13 protein-coding genes are annotated in these 19,785 nt (G+C 69.0%); 7 read left to right on the top strand and 6 right to left on the bottom strand.

Annotation, left to right across the window (positions count from 1 at the left end):
• Positions 1–270 precede the first annotated feature (270 nt).
• Complete coding sequence (locus tag EX20_RS25380; RefSeq protein ID WP_011882367.1) at positions 271–1,167, top strand: glutamate/aspartate ABC transporter substrate-binding protein; 897 nt, start codon at positions 271–273, stop codon at positions 1,165–1,167.
• 87 nt (positions 1,168–1,254) lie between these two features.
• On the opposite strand, the gene EX20_RS25375 is transcribed toward EX20_RS25380, so the two are convergent.
• A complete protein-coding gene (locus EX20_RS25375) occupies positions 1,255–1,794 on the bottom strand; it encodes a hypothetical protein (protein ID WP_011882366.1) in 540 nt (179 codons plus the stop codon).
• Positions 1,795–2,216: 422 nt separating this feature from the next.
• On the opposite strand from EX20_RS25375, the gene EX20_RS25370 reads away from it, so the two are divergent.
• Entirely contained in the window at positions 2,217–3,464 is a 1,248-nt protein-coding gene (locus EX20_RS25370) for a multidrug effflux MFS transporter (RefSeq protein ID WP_034195129.1), read from the top strand.
• 47 nt (positions 3,465–3,511) lie between these two features.
• Here EX20_RS25370 and EX20_RS25365 read toward each other — a convergent pair whose 3' ends face one another.
• The 3 genes from EX20_RS25365 to EX20_RS25355 form a co-directional block, all read right to left on the bottom strand.
• Positions 3,512–4,192 carry a hypothetical protein gene (locus tag EX20_RS25365; RefSeq protein ID WP_011882364.1) on the bottom strand — a complete coding sequence of 227 codons (681 nt, stop codon included), beginning with the start codon at positions 4,190–4,192 and terminating at the stop codon, positions 3,512–3,514.
• Positions 4,193–4,316: 124 nt separating this feature from the next.
• Positions 4,317–6,545, bottom strand: coding sequence for a penicillin-binding protein 1C (gene pbpC, locus EX20_RS25360; RefSeq protein WP_034195128.1), 2,229 nt, complete (start codon positions 6,543–6,545; stop codon positions 4,317–4,319).
• A gap of 10 nt (positions 6,546–6,555) precedes the next feature.
• Positions 6,556–12,606, bottom strand: coding sequence for an alpha-2-macroglobulin family protein (locus EX20_RS25355; RefSeq protein ID WP_034195127.1), 6,051 nt, complete (start codon positions 12,604–12,606; stop codon positions 6,556–6,558).
• 302 nt (positions 12,607–12,908) lie between these two features.
• Between EX20_RS25355 and EX20_RS25350 the strand changes: the two genes are divergently transcribed.
• From EX20_RS25350 to EX20_RS25330, 5 genes are all read left to right on the top strand, one after another.
• Positions 12,909–13,415 (top strand): sugar dehydrogenase complex small subunit, encoded by a 507-nt coding sequence (locus tag EX20_RS25350; RefSeq protein WP_011882361.1) that lies wholly within the window; start codon positions 12,909–12,911, stop codon positions 13,413–13,415.
• Positions 13,415–15,034, top strand: coding sequence for a GMC family oxidoreductase (locus EX20_RS25345; RefSeq protein WP_011882360.1), 1,620 nt, complete (start codon positions 13,415–13,417; stop codon positions 15,032–15,034). The genes EX20_RS25350 and EX20_RS25345 overlap by 1 nt, the downstream gene beginning before the upstream one ends.
• A gap of 2 nt (positions 15,035–15,036) precedes the next feature.
• Positions 15,037–16,314 (top strand): c-type cytochrome, encoded by a 1,278-nt coding sequence (locus EX20_RS25340; RefSeq protein ID WP_034195126.1) that lies wholly within the window; start codon positions 15,037–15,039, stop codon positions 16,312–16,314.
• Between the two features lie 166 nt (positions 16,315–16,480).
• On the top strand, positions 16,481–16,900 hold the full coding sequence (locus EX20_RS25335; protein WP_014724781.1) for a DoxX family protein: 420 nt from the start codon (positions 16,481–16,483) through the stop codon (positions 16,898–16,900).
• Between the two features lie 63 nt (positions 16,901–16,963).
• Positions 16,964–18,067 (top strand): porin, encoded by a 1,104-nt coding sequence (locus EX20_RS25330; protein ID WP_034195125.1) that lies wholly within the window; start codon positions 16,964–16,966, stop codon positions 18,065–18,067.
• Between the two features lie 85 nt (positions 18,068–18,152).
• On the opposite strand, the gene EX20_RS25325 is transcribed toward EX20_RS25330, so the two are convergent.
• Entirely contained in the window at positions 18,153–19,475 is a 1,323-nt protein-coding gene (locus tag EX20_RS25325) for an MFS transporter (protein WP_034195124.1), read from the bottom strand.
• 42 nt (positions 19,476–19,517) lie between these two features.
• Entirely contained in the window at positions 19,518–19,751 is a 234-nt protein-coding gene (locus tag EX20_RS25320) for a hypothetical protein (RefSeq protein WP_034195123.1), read from the bottom strand.
• Positions 19,752–19,785: the final 34 nt, after the last annotated feature.

The raw sequence follows: 19,785 nt of genomic DNA, 5'->3' as shown, positions 1-19,785 counted from the left end.
GTAGAAAAGGCAGCGTTTGCGCAAACGATTTCGTTGCTGCATCGCAGCGGTGTTTGCGATTCCTGTCGGGCCGCGCGCTCGCCCGTGCGCGACCGGATGCGCTGCGGCGGCCCTGATGACGGAGAGGACGAGGTTTGCGCGCCACGGCAACGCTCGCGCCCGCGCGGCGCGGGTCGCCGGCTCGACGTTTCACTACGCGTTGGCCGATGCGGCGCGAATATTGTCGGGCGTAGGATCGCGATTCGATCAACGTTTCGTCAGGAGAAAAGCATGGATCGCCGCTTTCGTTGGCTGGCCCTCGTGCTGGCCGGTGCGCTGGCTGGCGCCGCGCACGCGCAGGCGCTGACCGGCACGCTGAAGAAGATCAAGGACACCGGTGTCGTGTCGCTGGGTATCCGTGAATCGTCGGTGCCGTTCTCGTATTCGGACAACCAGCAGAACAACATCGGCTACTCGCGCGACATCGCGGCGCGCATCATCGACGCGCTGAAGGCCGAATTGAAGGCGCCGAACCTGACGGTGAAGGAGATTCCGATCACGTCGCAGAACCGCATTCCGCTGCTGCAGAACGGCACGATCGACTTCGAATGCGGATCGACGACCAACACGCTGGAGCGCCAGAAGCAGGCCGCGTTCTCCAACAGCATCTTTCTGTACGGGATCCGCTTCAGCACGCGCAAGGATTCCGGCGTGAAGGACTTCGCGGATCTGGCCGGCAAGACCGTCGCGACGACGGCCGGCACGTCGGACGAGCGGCTGCTGCGCAAGCTCAACGAAGAGAAGGCGATGAACATGACGATCATCAGCGCGAAGGACCACGCCGAAGCGTTCATGAACGTCACGACCGGGCGTGCGGTCGCGTTCGTGATGGACGAGCCGCTGCTGTACGGCGAAATCGCGAAGGATCGCAATCCGGGCGCCTACACGGTGGCGGGCACGCCGCTCGTCCACGAAAACTACGCGTGCATGCTGCGCAAGGACGATCCCGCGTTCAAGCAGCTGGTCGATCGCGTGATCGCGCAGTTGCAGACCTCCGGCGCGGCCGAGCAGCTCTACGACCGCTGGTTCATGCAGCCGATACCGCCGAAGGGCGTGAGCCTGAACTACCCGTTGTCGCCCGAGATGAAGCAGCTGTTCAGAAACCCGACCGATCGCGCGCAGTACTGAGCAGGCCGCGGCGACACGGTTGCAAACGAAAACCGCCGGCGCGGCGGCCGGCGGTTTCGGTTTTGGTTTTGTGCGGGGTCGCTCGCGTCAGGCCTTGATCTCCGGCCCGCGCGCCGCGGGCCTGGCCGGCGCCGACGGTGCAGGCGCGACCGTACGTGTGGACGGCTGCGCCGGCACGATCACGACGACCGGCTCCGGCATTGCCCACATCGGCATCGCGAAGCCGACGGGTTGCGGCGCCGGCATCGCGAACAGGTTGGCGAGCGCCGCGTGCTGCAGCGCCATCATCTGCTGCATGGCGGCCATCTGCGCCTGAGCGGCCTGCATCCGGTACTGCGCGGCCTGCATCTGCCGCCATGCGGTTGCGGGCGCCACGTCGCCCGACGTCGACGACGTCTGCATCTCGAAGCTCGCGCCGCCATGCGGGCTGTGCCAGCTCCACGTGCTGACCTTCATCGGGCCGAGCGCCGTCTGGACGACGCGCGTATCGGCCTTGACCGGCACGGCCTGCCCATCGACGTTGACGAACACCGGTTGTGCGGCCGGCGCCTGCGCGGCTTGCCCGGCGATCGCGAGCACGGGCATCAGCGCTACCGCGCCTGCCGCCATATACGAACGGAATCGCATATTCGTATCTCCATCAAACGATACTGATCGAATCAACATTGAACGAATCGTGCGGCTCACGGACGGAGCCATCGGCGACTATGCGTGGGTCGGCTTAAAACAGGATTAAAACCGCGGCGTAGCCGGTCGGATGGACGTAGGCGGGACGCTGCAGCCGACGCCTGCAACGCCGAGCCGACAGCTCGCAACGCCCAGCCGACAGCTCGAAGCTCGAAGCTCGCGGTGCACGGCGCACCGTGCCGCCATGCCACCGGCGCCCATGTCCCCCCGCGCCGCCGCCCCATTCAACCTCTCCCGCGCCAGGGGATTCCGGTCGGCGCCCGCAACAAAGGGCACAATCGGCGCTTCGCCGCGCACGGCCGTTCGCTATCCGAACACGCCGGCATGCAGCGACGCCGCCGCCCGTATCCTTCCCGCCCGTCATGAACGCCTCGCTCACTTCCGCGCGCGAATCGAATTCGCCGCGCTTCCTGTTGTTCCTGATCTGCCTGTTCTCGTCCGCCGGCCAGCTGGCGATCGACATCTACGTGCCGGCGCTGCCCGACATGGCGCGCTCGTTCGCGACCACGCCGCAGGCGATCCAGTCGAGCGTGTCCGGCTACATGGCCGCGTATGCGCTGGGCCAGCTGATCTTCGGCCCCATCGCCGATGCGTACGGCCGCAAGCGCGTGCTCGCGTTCGGTCTCGTGATCTACACGATCGGCTGCCTGCTGTCGCTCGGCGCGCCGAACCTCGAGACCTTCCTGCTCGCGCGCTGCCTGCAGGGCTTCGGGATCGCGACGACGAACCTGCTCGCGAAGGCGATCATCACCGATTCGTTCTCCGGTCAGGCGCTGATGCACGCGTTCACCTACATGTCGATCGCATGGGGCCTCGCGCCGATCGTCGCGCCGGTGATCGGCGCGCACCTGCAGGAATGGTTCGGCTGGCGCGCCTGCCTGGTGTTCCTGCTGGTGTACTCGCTCGCGATGTGGGCGCTGCTGTGGCGCTATCGCGAGACCTTGCCGAAACCGGTGCATCTCGCGCCGCGCACGCTGTTCGCGAATGCGGGCAGGGTACTCGCGAGCCCGGTGTTCCAGAGCTGCTTCCTCGCGCAGGGGCTGTGCTACAGCATCCTGCTGGTGTTCAACATCGTCGGGCCGTTCATGGTGCAGACCACGCTGCACAAGCCGCCGACCTTCTTCGGCTATCTGGCGCTCGGCATCGGGCTGATGTATTTCCTCGGCGGGCTGTCGAACCGGATTCACGGGCGCGGGCTGCCGAGCGCCGAGCAGCGCTTGCGTATCGGTGCGCGCGTGATGGCGGGCGCCGCGGTCGCGATGCTGGTGCTCGCGCTGACCGTCGGCCTGCGCGTGTGGACGCTCGCGACGCCGGTGCTCGTGATGGGTTTCTGCGCGGGCGCGATGTATCCGACGCTGATGGCCAAGGGCAATTCGCTGTTTCCGCATATCGCCGGGCTGACCAGCGCAATCCTCGGCTGCGCGCTGCTGCTCGTGTCGTCCGCGATGATGGGGCTGGCCGGCTTCGTGTCGATTCACGTGCTGACGCCGCTCGCGGTGTTCTTCGTCGTGCTGGCGTTCGTCGTCGTGTGGATGGTGACGAAGCTGCTGCGCCATCTGACCCAGCAGCAGCCGGTCAGCATCGCGTGCGCGAGCGGGGAAGCGACCTGAGCGCGGCCGGCGCGTGACTTGAGACTCGAGCGCGGCGCGCCGCCCGCTCACAGCGGCTGCGCGGCGCCCGCCTGCGTCAGCAGCGCAACCGCGGCCGCGGCTGGCATCCCGCTGGCGTCGATCGCGCCTGCGGTCGCGAGCGCGCCGAGATCGCCGTCGACGCCCGGCTGTCCGACCACGAACGGCGTCGTCAGGAAGGCGGGCGTCGACAGCGTGACCGAATAGCGCTGCTGCAGGTTCGCCACGACCGCCGATTGCGCGGCCAGCACCGTGTTCGCGCTGCCCATTGCCTGCTGGAAATGCGTATTGCGCGGAAAATTGCCGATCAGCCCGGCCGGGTTCGTGCCGAGCTGCGCGGCGAGATAGACGAGCAGCAGCTCGGTTTCGGGCGTCGTGTTGAACGTGCCGCCCGCGTACGCGAGCGAATGCAGGCTCGTGCCGCCCGACGCGACGGCGATCACGCACGGCAGCGCGGCGTTGAGGGCGACGCGGTAGTTGCCGCCGCCGTCGGTCAGCGTGGTGGCCGAGCCCTGCACGCAGCTCACCGTCACCGCCGCGCTCGCGAGCGGCGCGCCGGTGGCGGCCGTGCCGGACAGCGCGACCGATGGCAGGGTGTCGTTGGAGCACACGTCGACGCCGAAGCAGGCTTCGCCGTTGCAGCCTGCGAGCGTGGCCACGAAGGCGGCGCCCAGGATGGGCCGGAGCAAGCGCGGAGGTCGGAGGTTCATGGTCGGGCGATCGGCGGATCGTGAGAGGGGACGCGGCGCGCCGACGCGCCGGCGCACGCTTCGTATTCTAGGTCTGCGATCCGCGTACTGCTTACCCTTTCGTGCGCTGCCGGCGCAGACGGCATCACGGTTTGCGCGCGCCCTTGCGCGCGAACGCGCCGCGTACCTCGAAGCCGATCGCGTCGGCGACGTTGCCGCGCGCATCGACGAGTTCGAGCCGGTGCCGGCCCGGCCACGGCATCCACGCAACGCGGTCGGCATGTCCGATCACCCGATCGTCGAGCCGCCAGGCGAACCGCGCGGCGTGCCCCGACGAACGCTCGAACCAGATCCGCTGATTGTTCGGCGGAATGTCCGGATCGATCGCGAAGATCGTGCCGTCGGTCGGCGCGCCGATCGCGAGCGGCGCACGCGCGCCGTCGTGACCCGGCGTGAGGGGCGCCGCGAGCCGGATCGTGTCGAGCGCCGTGCCCGCGACGAACCACTCGTTGCGCGACGGCTCGACGTCGCGCTCGAACGTGATGCGCCGCGTTTCGACGCCGGCCGGCGGCGCCGGCGCGCGGCTCGGCAGCGCACGGTGCAGATAGCCGACCACGGCCGACCACACCGGCGACGCGCCCGTGACGCCCGACACGTCCCACATCGGCGAGCCGTCCGCGTTGCCGACCCACACGCCGACCGTGTAGCGCGACGTGAAGCCGACCGTCCAGTTGTCGCGCATGTCCTTGCTCGTGCCGGTCTTGACGGCCGAGAAGAAGGGCGTCGCGAGCGGGTTGTCGAAGCCGAACGTGCGCACGCGCGCGTTGTTGTCCGACAGGATGTCGGTGACGACGAAGCTGGCCGCTTCGCTGAACACGCGCGTGCCGCCGTCGGCGCGCGCCGACGGCGCAGCGGGCAGGTCGACGACCTTGCGCGCGACGCCGCCGTTCGCCAGCGCGCGATACGCGTTGGTCAGCGTCAGCAGCGTGACGTCCGCGCTGCCGAGCGCGAGGCTGAACCCGTAGTAATCGCCTTCCTGCGCGAGCGGCAGGCCGAGCGCTCGCAGCGTGCGCGCGAAGCGGTGCGGCGTGACGAGCACGAGCGTGCGCACGGCCGGTACGTTCAGCGAGCCGCCGAGCGCGCTGCGTACGCTGACCCAGCCCTTGAAATCCTTGTCGTAGTTCTGCGGAATGTAGAGGCCGCCGCCGGCCGCGAGGTTGATCGGCGCGTCGTCGAGTAGCGACGCCGCCGTCAGCCGCTTCTCGTCGAGCGCCTGCGCATAGAGGAACGGCTTGAGCGTCGAGCCGGCCTGACGCGGCGCGAGCACGGCGTCGACGTCGCGCGCGCTCGACAACGCGCCCGACGAGCCGACCCACGCACGAATCTCGCCGCTCGCGTTGTCGATCACCACCACCGCGCCGTCCTGCACGTTGCGCCGGTGGGCCGGAGCATTCAGCTCGGTCAACGCGCGCAGCAGCGTGTCGCGCGCGAAGCGCTGCAGCGGCGCATCGAGCGTCGTGCGCACCTGCGCGCCGGCCGCGGGCCTGACCTCGGCCGCGATCCGCCGCGCGAAGTGCGGGGCGAGCGCGGCGCCGTCGTCGCGCACGCTGTTGGCCGGGCGCGCGAGCACGAGCTGCACGTAGCCGTCGAGCGACGCGCAGGCCTGGCCTGCCTGCATGTCGCGCAGGATCCGGCACGCGCGTTCGGCGACCTTCGCCGGCGCGGCGTTCGGCGCGCGCACCAGCGCGGCCGCGATCGCGGCTTCGCGCGCGTCGAGGCCGGACGGCGCCTTGCCGAACAGCACCTGCGACAGCGCGGCGAGCCCCACCGTCTCGCCCCGGAACGGCACGAGATTCAGGTACGCCTCGAGGATCTGATCCTTGCGCCAGCCGCGTTCGAGCAGCAGTGCGTTCATCGCCTGCGTCGCCTTCTGCGGCAGCGAGCGCTGCCCCGAGCGGCGCGGCGAATCGCTGAGCAGCCCGGCCAGCTGCATCGTCACGGTCGACGCGCCACGGGTGCGCTCGTTCCACAGGTTGCCCCAGGCCGCGCCCGCGATCCCGCGCCAGTCGACGCCGCTGTGCGCGTAGAAGCGCTTGTCCTCGGACACGACGATCGCGTCGCGGAACGCGGGCGACACGTCGGCGAGCGACACCCAGTCGCCGCGCCGTTCGCTGAGGTCGACGCGGGTGCGCTGCAGCGGCGTGCCGTCGCGGGCGAGCAGCACCCAGTCGGAGCTGCGCCAGTTGCGGCGCACGTCGTCGTAGCCCGGCAGCGCGTGCGCGACGAGCGGCGCGGCCAGCAGTACGGCCGATACCGCGGCGGCCCACGCGCGGACGGCGAAACGCGCCGGCCGCGCCGATGCACGATCGTTCATCGCGCGCCCGTCACTTGCCCGCGTCGGCCGGCTTGACCGTCATCGGCGGGTTCGGCCACAGCCCGTACACCGACGGCGCATACAGCGCCTCGACGCGCGTCGGCGGCAGCCCGAAGGTGCCGACGTTGTTCAGCCGCACCGTGTACTCGACCGAGAATTTGCCCTTCGGCAGATAGTCGTAATACGCGCGGTAGCCGTCGAAGTCGCGCTCGACGAAGGCCGGCCATGCGCCGTCGGGCCGCTTCTCGTCCTGCGTCGCGGCTTCCGAATCGCGGCCGAGGCCCGAGCCGAGGATCGTCGCGCCGGACGGAATCGGATCGTTGACGACGACCCACGTCATGTCGCTCTGCGCGTCGATGTCGAGCCGCACGCGCACCACGTCGCCGCGGGTCAGCACGCCGCGCGCGGCCGGCGACACGGGCGTGATCGTCTTCGCGATCCGGTAGCCGGCCGCGAACGGCGCGCGCAGCGGCACGGCCGCGAGGCTCTCGACCGTCGCCCACGGGCGGCCGGTGCCGTCCTGCGTGACCGACAGCGTGGCCGGCCCCTGCGTCGCGCGCGGCCACGGCATCAGCACGCTGCGCGCGGCGGCCGCGCGGGTCGCCGCGGTGGCTGCGGTGGCCGCGGTGGCCGATCCGCCCGCATCGGCTGCCGGCGCCTGCGACCACGAGATCGCGCGCTCGCTGCCGCCGAGCGCGACCTTCGTCGTGCCGGCGACCGGCGTGCTCTCGTAGGTATGCGAGAAGCGCTCGACGGCGAGCTGGCCGAGTGCGTTCGACGTGGTCGTCTGCCACGCGCCCTGGCGTTGCAGCGCGAGCAGGCCGGCCGTCACGCGCGGCATCTCGTCCTTCCACGCCGGGTCGCCGGCGAACTCGAGCGCGAGGCGCGCGGCGTTGGTCTCGTTGCTCGTCATCAGCCACCACAGGTCGTCGTCGCGCGCGGTCGAGAAGACGAGCTGCGTACCCTGGTAGGTCAGGCGTGCGCGCAGGATCTGTTCGGCCTGCGCCAGTTTCGCGTCGCGCTGCGGGATGTCCTTCACGCGTCTCAGGATCGCGTGATAGTCGATCACCGCCGACGTCGGCCACTGGTTCGGCGCGATTTCGATCGAGCCGAGCATGCGGCCTTGCGCGGCGCCGTAACGCGACAGCGCCTCGATCGCGGCGAGCTTGCGCAGGTCGCGGTCCTGGCGCGGCGCCCAGGTGTTGCGCTCGACGCGGCCGTCGACGAAGCGCGCGAGGCCGGCTTCGAGCTGCGTGCGCAGGTCATCCGGCAGCGCGAAGCGCGGGTCGAGGCGGCCGGCCTCGTCGGCGACCACGAGCAGGTACGACGACAGCGTCGGGCTGCCGTAGTGCGCATCGTCCGACGGCGGCGGGAAGTAGCTGGCGAGCCCGTCGCTGTCGAGATAGACGGGCATGCGCGCGACCAGCGCCTGCCATTGCGCGGCATCGTGCAGGCCGATCGCGCGCGACGTCTGCTGTTCGAGGCAGCGGTACGGATAGCGCTCGAACCAGCGGCGCACGCCGGGCAGGCCGTCGGCGAGCTTCGCTTGCAGCGATACGGCGATGCCGCCGCGCGTCGCGCCCTGCGCGTCGCTCACGGCGCCCGCGGGTGGCGCGACCGGCAACGTCAGCGTGCCGTCGACCTGCGCGAGCGTCGCCTGCTGCACGGTGACCGGCAGCGCCGGCACGACCTTCTGCGTGACGGCGAGCGCGTCGGACGCATGCTTGCCACCTTGCTCGGCCGCGTCGATGCGCCAGTTCAGCGCGCCGGCCGCGTCGAGCGCCTGTTGCGGCACGGTGATGGTCCACGCGACCTCGGCGGCCGCGTTGGCCGCGAGCGAGACGGACTGCGGCGCGACGTCGAGGCCCGTCACGTGCGGCGTCACGACCACCTGCATCGCGCGCTCGGTCGTGTTGCGCAGCGTGAGCTGCGCGCGGAACGCATCGCCTTCGCGCACCAGCGGCGGCAGGCCGGAAATCAGCTGGAGATCCTGCGTGCTGCGGATCGACGTGCTGCCGGTGCCGAAGCGGTCGGGGCCGACCGCCGCGATCGCGACGATCCGGAAGCGCGTGAGCGCATCGTTCAGCGGCACCTCGACGGTTGCGCTGCCGTTCGCGTCGAGCGTCACGCGCGGATTCCACAGCAGCAGCGTGTCGAACAGCTCGCGCGTCGGCGCACTGCCGCCGCCGCCGCCGGCCGGCACGGCCTTGCGGCCGAAGTGGCGGCGGCCGACGATCTCCATCTGCGCAGTGGCCGTCTCGACGCCGTATGCACGGCGCTGCAGCATCGCGCCGAGCAGGTCCCAGCTGTTGTTCGGCATCAGTTCGAGCAGCGCCTCGTCGACGGCTGCGACGGCGATCTGCGTGCCGGCCGGGGCCGGCTGTCCGTTCGGCAGCGTGACCTTCACGTGCGCCTGCGCCTTGCCGCGCACCGTGTAGCGCGTCGCGTCGGTGGTCACGGTCACGCCGAGGCGATGCACGGCCGTGCCGACCTTGATTTCGCCGAGGCCGTAGCGGAACGCCGGTTTCGACAGATCGACGAACGCGGTCGGCGCCTCGTAGTGGCGGCCTTCCGTCCAGAACGCGCGCGCCCATTCGACCGGCGCCTTCCAGCCCCACGTGAAGAACGAGTACCACGGCACTTCGCGTATCCGGCCGCGCAGCGCGAGCACCGACACGTAGACGTTCGGCCCCCACGATTCGCCGACCTTCAGGTCGACGGTCGGGTTCTTGCCGTTCAGCTCGACGATGTGCGTCTCCATCACGCCGCCGCGTTCGACCGCGACCAGCGCGGTGGCGTAGCGGAACGGCATGCGCACCTGGAAGCGCGCGGTTTCGCCCGGCTCGTACGAGGTCTTCTCGGGGATCACGTCGATCCGGTCGGTGTTGTCGCCGCCGAACCACAGGTCGTCCTCGCGCGTGACCCACACCGACGTCGCCGCGTTCGACACGCGGCCGTCGCCGTCCTTCGCGACCGCGATCAGCTGCACGTTACCGGCCTGTTCGAGCTTCGCGTCGCAGGCCATGCGGCCCTTGTCGTCGGTCTTGCCCGAGCACAGCACGCCGAGCTCGCGCGTGTCGCTCTTGTTGTCGTACGCGTAGAAGCCGCCGACCATCCGCTTGCGCGACGACGTCGTGACGTGCGCGACGCCCCTGATCTCGATCGGCACCGACGCGCGCGGCTTGCCCTGCAGGTCGACCGCGAGCGCCTGCACCGGCACGCGCTGGCCGACCGACACCCAATGGCCGGCCTTGATGCCGGCCACCACGGCGGCCGGCCAGAGGATCGTGTCGCCGCGGATCGTCTGCACTTCGCCGTTCGGGTCCGCGAAGGTGGCCTCGAGCGCGACGCGCTTCGGCGCGTCGACGTCCGGCAGGCCCTTCAGCGTGACCGAGCCTGCGCCGTTGCGGTCGAGCGTGAGCGGCAGCTTGTCGGCGATCAGGCGGGTCGCGTCGGGATCGTCGTTCGCGGCCGGCGTGTTGTCGCCGTCCTGCGCGTCGTCGTCGGCGTTGCCGTCGCTGCGCTCGGGACGATAGGGCGCGAAGCTGAAGTCCTCGAAGCGGTCGGCGAACGGCGGCGACGCCCATTTCATCAGCGCCGACACCTGCACCGGCAGGTTCAATGCGCCGCCGCCCGACACGTAGTCGATCTGCACCGCGAGCGGCGCTTCCTTGACCGCGACGAGCGGGCTCTTCTGCGCGTCGCGCGCGCCGATGGTGCCTTTGAGCACCGGCAGGCGGAACGCCTCGACGCGGAAGCTGCCGCTGTAGTAACTGGAGGTGGGCGCGTCGTCCGGGCCGCCTTCGAGCGTGACGCTGTACTCGCCGAGCTTCGCCGCCTGCGGCAGCGTGAACTGCGTGTCCGCGCTATGGTCGGCCGACCACGTGAGCGGCAGCTTGTAGGTCTGGTCGGAGCCGAGGTGGCGGATCGTCACGCGGCTCGGGTATTGCGCCGGGAACGCGAGGCTCTGCAGCGTCTCGGTGCGCACGAAGTGCTTCATCGACACCGTCTCGCCGGCCCGCAGCAGCGTGCGGTCGAACACGGTATGCGCACGCACGGTCGGCGCGCTGTCGGTGTCGGTCGGCACGTTGAAGCGCCACGCTTCGATCCCGCGGTTCCAGTTCGAGCTGACGAAGGCCATGTCGGGGCCCGTCTTCGGATCGTCGACGCGCGCGGACACGAAGTAATCGTCGAAGCCTCGCTCCGACGTGTGGCATTCGCGCTGCGGCTCGAACGGGCCGTCGATCTTCAGCAGCCCTTGCGCGTCGGTCTTGCCCGCTGCGATTTCGTCGCCGTTGCAATCCGAGACGCGAATCTGCGCGTTCGGCACCGGCTTGCCCTTGTCGAGCGTCGTGACCCACACGAGGTTGTTCTCGCGGCCCTGTTTCAGGTGCACGCCGAGATTGGTGACCAGCACCGTGGTGCGCACGTACATGCTCGACGGCTTCGCGAGCAGCGAGCGGCCGAGCGCCGGCGACGCGAGTTCGAGCACGTAGAAGCCCGGCTTGTCGATCGGCACGCCGACGATCTCGAACGGGCGCAGCGTCTTCGGATCGGCCTTCGGCAGCGTCAGCGCGTGCGCGCCCGGTGCGCCGGCGAGCAGCGACAGCGAGCGCACGTCGATGCGGCGATCGGCCGGCGCGGGCATCTTTTCCCCGGCCTGCAGCGGCACGTAGACGGGGTGCTGGCCCTTGCGCCGCAGTAGCCCCGGCATCTGCTCGTCGATCGTGCCGGCCGTCATCGACCAGTTGTCGAAGCGCGCGACGGTGCGCATCCATTCGCGGATCGCGGTGTCGTCGTCGACCTTCAGGTTCGAGAATTGCGCACCGGCCGTGTTCAGGCCCGCGACGTGGAGATCGGCTTCGACGTTGCGCAGCGTGACGGGCACCAGCGCAGGCGTGCCGGGCTCCGCGAAGCGTTCGACGATGCCGAACGTGCCCGACGAAAATTTTGCAAGCGGCGGCATCGGCGCGGTACGCGTTGCAAGCGGGAACAGGTCGGCGTTCGCGAGCGGCCGGTCGGTCACGTCGCGCAGGCCGGACGGCAGCTCGAGCGTCAGGTTCGTCTGCGCGGGCAGCGGCGGGTTGAACGTGACGGTCGTCACTTCGTCGCTGTGGTCGTCGGCGGCGAAGGTCGGTGAAAGCGAACCGTCAGGGCCGCGCAGCCGGATCGCTTCGGCGTTCTTGCGGGTGATCGGCGCGTTGAACGACAGCGTGAGCGGCCGCAGCGGCGTGCAGGGCGCCTTCGCGTTCTCGCGCTCGCACGAGAAGCTCGCGGCGAACGGCTCGCGCACGGTGAAGTCGAAGCGGCGCTCGGTGTCGTTCGCGATGCCGCTCGGGCTCGCGACGCCGCGGCCGTAGACGAGCTGCATCTTCGCGCTGGCGGGCAGCGCCTGCGCGCACGACAGCGTCAGCACGCGCGCGGCGTCCTTCTTGAGCCCGAAGTGATCGAGCAGCGCGGCGCGGGTGGTGTCGTCGGCGGCGGTGACCGGAATCCGGTTGCCGATGCCGGCCGCTTCGCACCAGATGTTGGCGAGCGCGGAGCGCGGCTCGGCCGGGCCGTTCAGCTTCAGCACGAACACCTGGCGCTCCTCGATCTCGTGCGAGCCGGGGCGGACGCTGACCGGGAACGGGCCGCCGGTTTGAAACGTGAAGCGGCGGGGGCCGGCGAGCGCATTGCCGGCGACCGAGCGCAGCGTGTCGTTGAGCGCGAGCGAACAGCGCACGCCCGGCGGCAGGTCGTCCTCGAAGTCGTAGACCCAGGTCTTGTCGTCGAGCCAGTGGCCCTGGCCGCGCGCGGCGGCGGCATCGGTGCAGGTCATGCGCGCGGGAGCCGGCGCGGACGCCGAGCCGAACGGGACCATCGCTTCGTCGAACTTTACGACGCTTTGCCGGACTTGCGTGGCGGTGCCTTGCGGCGACACGCTCACGGTGCGCGCGGCGCCGGCGTGCAGCGACACCGCGGTCGCGGCGCCGAGTGCGGCGAGCGCGCCGATGCGCCAGAGCAGCCGTGTGATGTGGTGAGTTCGATTGGCTTTGTTGTGTTTGTCGTGCTGCTTCATCGCTCGATGCCCTCGGAGGGAAGCTTTCTGTTTGATTGCACGGGATTCTAACCGACGGGCAGGCGAGCGGAGGGCGGGAAGCGGTGTGTGACGGGCTTGCGACAGCGCGACCGGGCGCGCCCGTTGTCGCGCGGCCGACACACAATCGCGGCGAAATCCGGATCGTGTCGGATTGCGGAACAATTATTGAACTATAAAAGGATTGTCCAATTCGGATTGAGCGCGTACATTTCAGGGCCGCGCGAAAGTTTGATAAATATCAAGCGTGGTTTTCCCGAATCCGGTGTTCGAGAGAAGGAAACATGCACAACGACAACACCCCCCAATCGCGTCGCGACAGCGACGCAGCCGCAAGCGGCATCACGCGGCGTCAATGGCTGCAGGGCGCACTGGCGCTGACGGCGGCGGGCCTGACCGGCTCGCTGGCGTTGCGGGCCCTGGCCGACAGTCCCGGCAACGCGCCGCTCGACACGTTCATGACGCTCTCCGAAGCGTTGACGGGCAAGAAAGGGCTGAGCCGCGTGCTCGGCGAACGCTATCTGCAAGCATTGCAGAAGGGCTCCTTCAAGACCGCCGACGGTCTGTCGCAGCTCGCCGGCGCGCTCGCGTCCGGCTCGTTGAGCGCGGACCAGGAAGCCTCCGCGCTGACGATTCTCGGCGCGTGGTATCTCGGCATCGTCGACAACGTCGTGATTGCCTACGAAGAAGCATTGATGTTCGACGTCGTCTCCGACACGCTCGTGATTCCTTCGTATTGCCCCAACAAACCCGGCTTCTGGGCCGAAAAACCGATCGAGAGGCAAGTCTGATGGCCGGTACCGATACGCAAAAAGCCGACGTCGTGGTCGTCGGGTCCGGTGTCGCGGGCGCGATCGTCGCGCACCAGCTCGCGTCGACCGGCAAATCGGTGATCCTGCTCGAGGCAGGCCCGCGCATGCCGCGCTGGGAAATCGTCGAGCGCTTTCGCAACCAGCCGGACAAGACGGACTTCATGGCGCCGTACCCGTCGAGCCCCTGGGCGCCGCATCCGGAATACGGCCCGCCCAACGACTACCTGATCCTGAAGGGCGAGCACAAGTTCAATTCGCAGTACATCCGTGCGGTGGGCGGCACGACGTGGCACTGGGCCGCGTCGGCGTGGCGCTTCATCCCGAACGACTTCAAGATGAAGACGGTGTACGGCGTCGGTCGCGACTGGCCGATCCAGTACGACGATCTCGAACACTATTACCAGCGCGCGGAGGAAGAGCTCGGCGTGTGGGGCCCCGGCCCCGAGGAAGATCTGTACTCGCCGCGCAAGCAGCCGTATCCGATGCCGCCGCTGCCGTTGTCGTTCAACGAGCAGACGATCAAGAGCGCGCTGAACGCCCATGACGCGAAGTACCACGTGGTCACCGAGCCGGTGGCGCGCAACAGCCGGCCGTACGACGGCCGGCCGACCTGTTGCGGCAACAACAACTGCATGCCGATCTGCCCGATCGGCGCGATGTACAACGGCATCGTGCACGTCGAGAAGGCCGAGCAGGCGGGCGCGAAGCTGATCGACAGCGCGGTCGTCTACAAGCTGGAGACCGGCCCGGACAAGCGCATCGTCGCCGCGATCTACAAGGACAAGACGGGCGCCGACCATCGCGTCGAGGGCAAGTACTTCGTGCTCGCCGCGAACGGCATCGAGACGCCGAAGATCCTGCTGATGTCGGCGAACCGCGATTTTCCGAACGGCGTCGCGAACAGCTCCGACATGGTCGGCCGCAACCTGATGGACCATCCGGGCACCGGCGTGTCGTTCTATGCGAGCGAGAAGCTGTGGCCGGGCCGCGGCCCGCAGGAAATGACGTCGCTGATCGGCTTCCGCGACGGTCCGTTCCGCGCGACCGAAGCCGCGAAGAAGATCCACCTGTCGAACATGTCGCGCATCAACCAGGAGACGCAGAAGATCTTCAAGGCCGGCAAGCTGATGAAGCCGGCCGAGCTGGACGCGCAGATCCGCGACCGCTCCGCGCGCTACGTGCAGTTCGACTGTTTCCACGAAATCCTGCCGCAGCCCGAGAACCGCATCGTGCCGAGCAAGACGGCGACCGATGCGATCGGCATTCCGCGTCCGGAAATCACCTACGCGATCGACGACTACGTGAAGCGCGGCGCGGTGCACACGCGCGAGGTCTACGCGACCGCCGCGCAGGTGCTGGGCGGCACGGACGTCGTGTTCAACGACGAGTTCGCGCCGAACAACCACATCACCGGCTCGACGATCATGGGCGCCGATGCGCGCGACTCCGTCGTCGACAAGGACTGCCGCACGTTCGACCATCCGAACCTGTTCATCTCGAGCAGCGCGACGATGCCGACCGTCGGCACGGTGAACGTGACGCTGACGATCGCGGCGCTGGCGCTGCGCATCTCGGACACGCTGAAGAAGGAAGTCTGACCGTGCGGAAATCTACTCTCACCTTCCTCGTGGCCGGCTGCCTCGCGCTGCCGGGCTTCGCGCGCGCGGCCGACTCGGCCGATCCCGCGCAGATCAAGCGCGGCGAATATCTCGCCGTCGCCGGCGACTGCATGGCATGTCACACCGCGAAGGGCGGCAAGCCGTTCGCGGGCGGCCTCGGCATGCCGGTGCCGAAGCTCGGCAAGATCTATACGAGCAACATCACGCCCGACCCGGACACCGGCATCGGCAAGTGGACCTTCGAGGACTTCGAGCGCGCGGTGCGCCACGGCGTGTCGAAGAACGGCGACAACCTGTATCCGGCGATGCCGTACGTGTCGTACGCGAAGATCAACGACGACGACGTGCAGGCGTTGTACGCGTACTTCATGCACGGCGTCGAGCCGGTTCGCCAGACGCCGCCGAAGAACGAGATCCCCGCGCTGCTGAGCGCGCGCTGGCCGCTGAAGATCTGGAACTGGCTGTTCCTGAAGGACGGCGCGTACCAGCCGAAGCCGTCGCAGAGCGCCGAGTGGAACCGCGGCGCGTACCTCGTGCAGGGCCTCGCGCACTGCAGCACGTGCCACACGCCGCGCGGCATCGCGATGCAGGAGAAGTCGCTCGACGAAACGGGCGGCAGCTTCCTGTCGGGCTCGGTGCTGGCGGGCTGGGACGGCTACAACATCACGTCGGACCCGAACGCCGGGATCGGCGGCTGGACGCAGCAGCAGCTCGTCCAGTATCTGCGCACCGGCAGCGTGGCGGGGCTCGCGCAGGCGGCCGGCCCGATGGCCGAGGCGGTCCAGCACAGCTTCTCGAAGATGACCGACTCGGACATCGGCGCGATCGCGACGTATATCCGCACGGTGCCGGCCGTCGCCGACGGCGATGCGAAGCAGTCGCGTTCGTCGTGGGGCAAGCCGGCCGAGGACGGGCTGAAGCTGCGCGGCGTCGGGCTCGCGTCGTCGGGCATCGATCCGGCGAGGCTGTATCTCGGCAACTGCGCGACCTGCCATCAGATGCAGGGCAAGGGCACGCCTGACGGTTACTACCCGTCGCTGTTCCACAACTCGACGGTCGGTGCGTCGAATCCGTCGAACCTCGTGCAGGTGATCCTGAACGGCGTGCAGCGCAAGGCCGGCAGCGAGGACGTCGGGATGCCCGCGTTCCGCAACGAGCTGTCGGATGCGCAGATCGCCGCGCTGACGAACTACCTGACCGGGCAGTTCGGCAACCCGGCCGCGAAGGTGACCGAGCAGGACGTCGCGAAGGCGCGCTGACGCGCGCGGCAGTCGCGGCAACACGGACGACAGGAGGAGCACAGCACATCGGTTGGCCCCGATGCCGGTTGTTGCAGAGCGGGGCGGGCGGCGCGAGCGTCGTTCGCCCCGGTTCACAGGCAATCCGGTGCGTGCGGTTGCGCGCACCGCTTTCGTTGATCACACCATGACACCGAATCAACCGTTTCTCGCGTCCCAGCGCGATGTGCTGCTGCTGCTGTCCCGCATCCTGCTCGTGATCCTGTTCGTGATGTTCGGCTGGAAGAAGATCGTCGACTTCTCCGGCACGATCGCGTTCATGGGCAGCGAAGGCGCGCCGGCGCCGATCGTCTCGGCGGCGATCGCCGTCGTGATGGAGCTGTTCGCCGGCATCGCCATCCTGGTCGGGTTCCAGACGCGCGCGCTCGCGCTGCTGCTGGCGCTGTATACGATCGGCACCGCACTCATCGGCCATCGCTACTGGACGATGACGGGCGGCGCGCAGATCGACAACATGATTCATTTCTACAAGAACATCGCGATCGCCGGCGGCCTGCTCGCACTATGCGCGGCAGGCCCCGGACGTTTTTCGATCGATCGAGGATGAACGGGCCGCCGGCGCGCGCATGGGGCGCGTGCCGGACGGTCGAGACTCCGAGGGGGCATCATTTTGCGACTCAAACACTTCGCATGGCTGATGGCAGCCGCCGCGCCGGCCACCGCGCTCGCGCAGACGAGCGTGATGCTGTACGGCCGCATCGACGGCGGCGTCGAATACCTGAACCACATCGCGACGCCGAGCGGCAGCGCGACGCGCTGGAGCGCGGAGGGCGGCGACTGGGGCACCAGCATGTTCGGCCTGAAGGGCTTCGAGGATCTCGGCGGCGGGATGTCGACGGTCTTCAATCTGGAAACCGCGTTCCAGGTGATGAACGGCACGACGGGCGGCGGACGCATGTGGTCGCGTCGCGCGTACGTCGGCCTGAAGAGCGACACGTGGGGCCAGCTGCAGGCCGGCCGCAACCTGTTCATCGACAGCGACGGCGTGTGGGAATTCGATCCGTTCGTCCAGCAGGCGTTTTCGTCGGCGTCGCTCGTGCGCGGCCGCAACTGGCAGCAGAGCAGCAACAACGTCGAATATCACAGCCCGGTGATCGGCGGCTTCGACGTGCAGGCGCAGTATGCGTTCGGCAACCAGTCGCGCGGCTTCAACTACGGCGCGGCCGACGATTTCGGCCGCTCGGACGGGATCATGATCTCGTACCACTCGCCGCTGCTCGACGTGCGCGGCATCTACGACGAGCTGCGCGACCGCAACGGCAAGATGAGCAACATCTTCACGGCGTCGCGCGAGTATTTCGTCGGCGCGAACGTGAAGGTGTCGCAGTTCAAGATCCAGGGCGCGTATACGCACTACCAGGCGCCGGACAGCCCGGCCGGCGTCGCGGACCGTGCCGATCACTACTGGCTCGGCGCGACCTACACGGCCACGCCGCAGTGGGCGGTGACGGGCGGTGGCTACTACGTGAAGGTCGGCGACGGCGGTGGCGATGCATCGCACGATCCGTCCGGCCACGCGATGATGTATGTGCTCGGTACGACCTACAACCTGTCGAAGCGCACCTTCCTGTACGGCACGGTCGCGTACGTGCGCAACGGCGGCAATTCGAACTTCTCGCTGCTCGCATCGCCGCGCGACGCGACGTCCGGCACGAGCCCGCTGACCGGCGAATCGCAGACCGGCGCCTACGTCGGGATGATGCACACGTTCTGAACGTCGCACGAGCCGCGGGCAATGCACGGACGATGATGAGCCGTGCGTTGCCGCGGTCGTTCACGGCAGGTGCGTCACGCGCCGCTCAATCGAGCGATTTGCCGGCCTTCTCGTCCATGCAGCGGATCGCGAGCAGCGTCAGCGTGCCGCATCCGATCGCATACCACGCGGGTGCGTTCGGATTGCCGGTCGCCGCGATCAGCCACGTGACGAAGAACTGCGCGAAGCCGCCGAAGATCGCGACGCCCACGCTGTACACCAGCGCGCCGCCGGTGGCGCGCACCGCACGCGGAAACAGCTCGCCGAGCATCGCGCCGGTCGCGCCGATGTTGATCGCGTGCACGATCGACAGCGCGGCGATGATCGACAGCAGCGACGCGGCGCCCGGCCAGCGATTCAACGCGATGAACGCCGGATAGATCGCGACCATCAGCGCGATGCGCGTCCACCAGACGATCCGGTTGCGCCCGTACACGTCCGACAGATAGCCGCCGATCGGCGTGACCAGCATCAGGATCGCGCCGGCGACGCAACCGGCCGTCATCGACAGCCACGTCGCCAGATGCAGCACCTGCACGCCGTAGATCGCCATGTAGAACACGATGATGTAGTGGATCGACGTGCCGCCGATCGTCACGCCGAGCCCCGCGAACACGGCCTTGCCGTGATGACGCAGCACGTCGGCGAGCGGCAGCGATGCGACCGCGGGTTGCGCGACGTGCGTTGCAGGCGCGGCGGCCGGCACTTCGTCGACGGTGCGGCGCAGCCAGTAGCCGAGCGGCACGAACAGCGTGCCGATGACGAACGGCACGCGCCAGCCCCAGCTTTCGAGCTGCGCGGCAGTGAGCGTCGAGGTCAGCGCGACGCCGGTGAGCGCACCGGCCAGCGCGGCGAGCCCCTGGCTCGAGAACTGGAACGACGCGTAGTAGCCGCGGCGATGCTGCGGCGCCTGCTCGAGCAGCAGCGTCGTCGACGCGCCGACTTCGCCGCCCGATGCGAACCCTTGCAGCAGGCGCGCGAGCACCAGCAACAGCGGCGCGGCGATGCCGATCTGCGCGAAGGTCGGCGCGACCGCGATCGTCGCGGTGCCGAGCGCCATCAGCAGCAGTGTGACGATCATCGCGTTCTTGCGGCCGGCGCGATCGGCGTACATGCCGATCACGAGGCCGCCGAGCGGCCGCGTGACGAAGCCGACACCGAAGCTCGCGACGGCCAGCATCAACTGCCCGAACGACGAATGCACCGGAAAGAACAGCTTGCCGATCAGGATCGCGAAGAAGCTGTAGACCGTGAAGTCGTAGAACTCCAGCGCATTGCCGACGGCGGCGGCCGCGATCAGGCGGCGCTTGTGCGCGGCGGCGCGCGCATCGGCCGGCGAGCCGGCGAGCGGAAGGGCGGACGTTTCCATGAGGTTCCCCTGCTGAGGCGCAGAACTGCGTGATGAAGGCCGTCAGGCCGCGAGCCGGCGTTCGGCCGCGCGCACCCGCTCGCTCGCGGCGATCGCGACGATATCGTCATAGAAATCAGGGCCGCAGTCGTGCGCCATGCAGCCGCCGAACGCAGCGCTCGCGAGCGTCTTCTCGACTGCGGGGTGCGGGTGAGCGTGGATGCGGCGATGCGCGTCGACCGGCTCGGCGGCGATCGCGGCGATGCCCGGAATGACGGGGTTCACGGCTTGCAGCATGGACTCTCCTGGCGGCGCGGTGGGATGCTCGATA

This window comes from Burkholderia sp. WP42, assembly GCF_000745665.1.
Classification (GTDB): domain Bacteria; phylum Pseudomonadota; class Gammaproteobacteria; order Burkholderiales; family Burkholderiaceae; genus Burkholderia; species Burkholderia vietnamiensis.
This window is presented reverse-complemented; position numbering and strand designations above follow the sequence as displayed.